At 72.6% G+C, this 2,266-nt stretch carries 2 protein-coding genes and 1 pseudogene; all 3 read right to left on the bottom strand.

Annotated elements, in window-relative coordinates:
* Positions 1-396, bottom strand: a 396-nt coding sequence (locus EEJ42_RS32110) for a PTS sugar transporter subunit IIA (RefSeq protein ID WP_148082089.1), incomplete at its 3' end; no start/stop codon positions are given.
* Positions 326-1,987, bottom strand: a complete 1,662-nt coding sequence (locus EEJ42_RS32105; RefSeq protein ID WP_123105427.1) for a sodium/solute symporter — start codon at positions 1,985-1,987, stop codon at positions 326-328. The genes EEJ42_RS32110 and EEJ42_RS32105, both read right to left, overlap by 71 nt.
* A pseudogene (locus tag EEJ42_RS51270) lies at positions 1,984-2,266 on the bottom strand (hypothetical protein); the annotation flags it as partial. The pseudogene EEJ42_RS51270 and the gene EEJ42_RS32105, both read right to left, overlap by 4 nt.

Here is a 2,266-nt window from a genome sequence, read left to right as displayed (position 1 = left end):
GGCCGCCGCGGCGCCGGGGTCGCCGAGCAGGCGGGCCAGGCTCGCCATCGCGGAGGTGTGCGCGCCGGAGTCCCGGGCGGCGAGGGCCACGACCAGGGTGACCGGATCGTTGGTCTCGTGGCCGAACGCGACGGGCTCGGCCAGGCGCACCCAGGACATGCCGGTCGCGCGGACGGCGGGAGAGGGCCGGGCGTGGGCGAACGCCACACCGGGGGCGACGACGATGTACGGCCCGTTCTCCTCGACGCCCGCGATCATCTCGGCGGTGTACTCGGCGGTGGTGAAGCCCGCGTCCACCATGAGTCCGCCGGCGACCGCGATCGCCTCACGCCAGTCCGCCGCCCTCGCGTCGAGCCGCACGCACCCGACCGGTAGCAGATCTATCAGTTCGTCCATGGCGCGAAATCTTCGCATCCTCGCCCTGCGCCCCAGGTGGCGAGGGGTCCTGGGGTTGCGTTCGCCCTCCGAGGCGGGAGCCCGCCCAGCCCAGCAGGAAGCCCACCGGGATGGTGATCAGGCCCGGGTTGCGCAGCGGGAACCAGTGGAAGTCGCGGTCGGGGAAGACCGCGAGGGCGCCGCCCGAGACGGCCGGGGAGAAGACGATCGTGAGGAAGGTGAGGCCGAGGCCGCCGTACATCGCCCAGCGCATTCCGGTCACCGTGAAACCGCGCCACATCGTCCCGTACAGCAGGACCGGCAGCAGCGCGGAGGCGGCGGCCGTGAAGGTGAAGGAGATCAGGATCTGGCGGTTCCAGTGCTGGGTCACCATGGCGACGCTGACGGCCACCACGCCGACGCACACGATCGCCGCGCGGGCCGCGGCGAGTTCGCGGGCCGGGGTGAGTCGTTCCGGGAGCACGACCTTGGCCAGCACATCGTGGGCGAGGGAGGCCGCGGCGGCGAGGGTGAGCCCCGCGACGGCCGCGAGCGTGGTGACGACGACCGCGCAGGCGACGAGGGTGAACAGCAGGCTGCGGTGGGCCGCCTCGGCCTCCGGGTCGAGCGCACGGGTGAGCAGCAGCAGGGAGTTGGTGCCGGTGGGGTCGGCCGCGCGCAGCGCCGGGAGGCCGACGATGGCCGTGGCGCCCGCGCCGACGATCACGATCAGCCCGCCCAGCGCGGCGACCGCGCCGACGGCCCAGGTCGTGGCGGCGCGGGCGGCCCGCGCGCCGCGGATCGGGTGGAGCCGCATGGTGATGTGCGGCAGACAGGCCGCGCCCACGGCCAGGGTGAGCTGGATGCTGATGACCTCCAGCTTGCCGGTGGCCGAATCGCCGAATTGGCGGCCGGACTCCCAGAAGGCGTCCCCGTAACCGCTCTTGTCGGCCGCCGCGCCGAAGAGGTCGGCCGGGTTCCAGTCGAAGCGCTTGATGACCAGCACGGCGAGCAGGATGAACGCGCCGAGCAGGATGACGGTCTTGAGGATCTGGATGAAGCCGGTGCCCTTCATCCCGCCGAGGGCGGCATAGCAGACCATGAGGGAGCCGATGAAGATGGTGCAGCCGGTGACCGACGCGGTGCCGGGGATGCCGATCAGCAGGGACATCATGTCGCCCGCACCGTTGAGCTGGACGGTGAGCAGCGGCATGGTGACCACCAGCACCAGGACGGCGGTGCCGATCCGGGCCGGGCGCTCGCTCAGCCGCTCGGACAGCACGTCGCCCAGGGTGTAGCGGCCGCGTCCGCACAGGGGTCCCGCCATCACCAGCATGAACACCAGGATCGAGACCACGGTGGACATGGTGATGAGGACACCGTCGAATCCGGCGATGGCGATGGTGCCGGTGGTGCTGAGGACGGTGGCGGCCGAGATGTAGTCGCCCGCGATGGCCAGGCCGTTCTGCATCGGGCCGAGCGCACCGGTGCCGATGTAGAACTCGGAGGGGTCGTCGCTGTCGGTGGCCGCGAGGATGCAGAGCAGGAACGATACGGCGACGAAGCAGGCGAACAGCACGAACGCCAGGGTTCTCGGCTCGAAGTCGCTCATCGGGCTCTCTCCGAGGCGTCATCGGCGGGGGCGCGCCGCTCGGCTCTGACGAGGACGGTGACCAGCACCGCCGCGTCGGCGCCCACCAACAGGGCACCCACCGTGAATCCGCCGCCCGCTCCGAGGTCGATCCCTCCGCCGGCGGTGCAGTTGACCACCACGGCGGCCAGGTGGCAGGCCAGCGCGGCGCACGCGGCCCGCGCCGTCCACGGCCACGGCCGCCGCCACGGCGACGAGCGCCGCGCCCGGCGCTCCCCGCGGTGGTCCGGAGGGGAGTCG

Source organism: Streptomyces botrytidirepellens (genome assembly GCF_003721215.1).
In the GTDB taxonomy this organism is placed as follows: Bacteria; Actinomycetota; Actinomycetes; order Streptomycetales; family Streptomycetaceae; genus Streptomyces; species Streptomyces himastatinicus.
This window is presented reverse-complemented; position numbering and strand designations above follow the sequence as displayed.

Bases quoted from the DNA above. Each gene is read 5' to 3' on its own strand.
- EEJ42_RS32105 (WP_123105427.1), bottom strand. From the start codon at position 1,987: ATGAGCGACTTCGAGCCGAGAACCCTGGCGTTCGTGCTGTTCGCCTGC.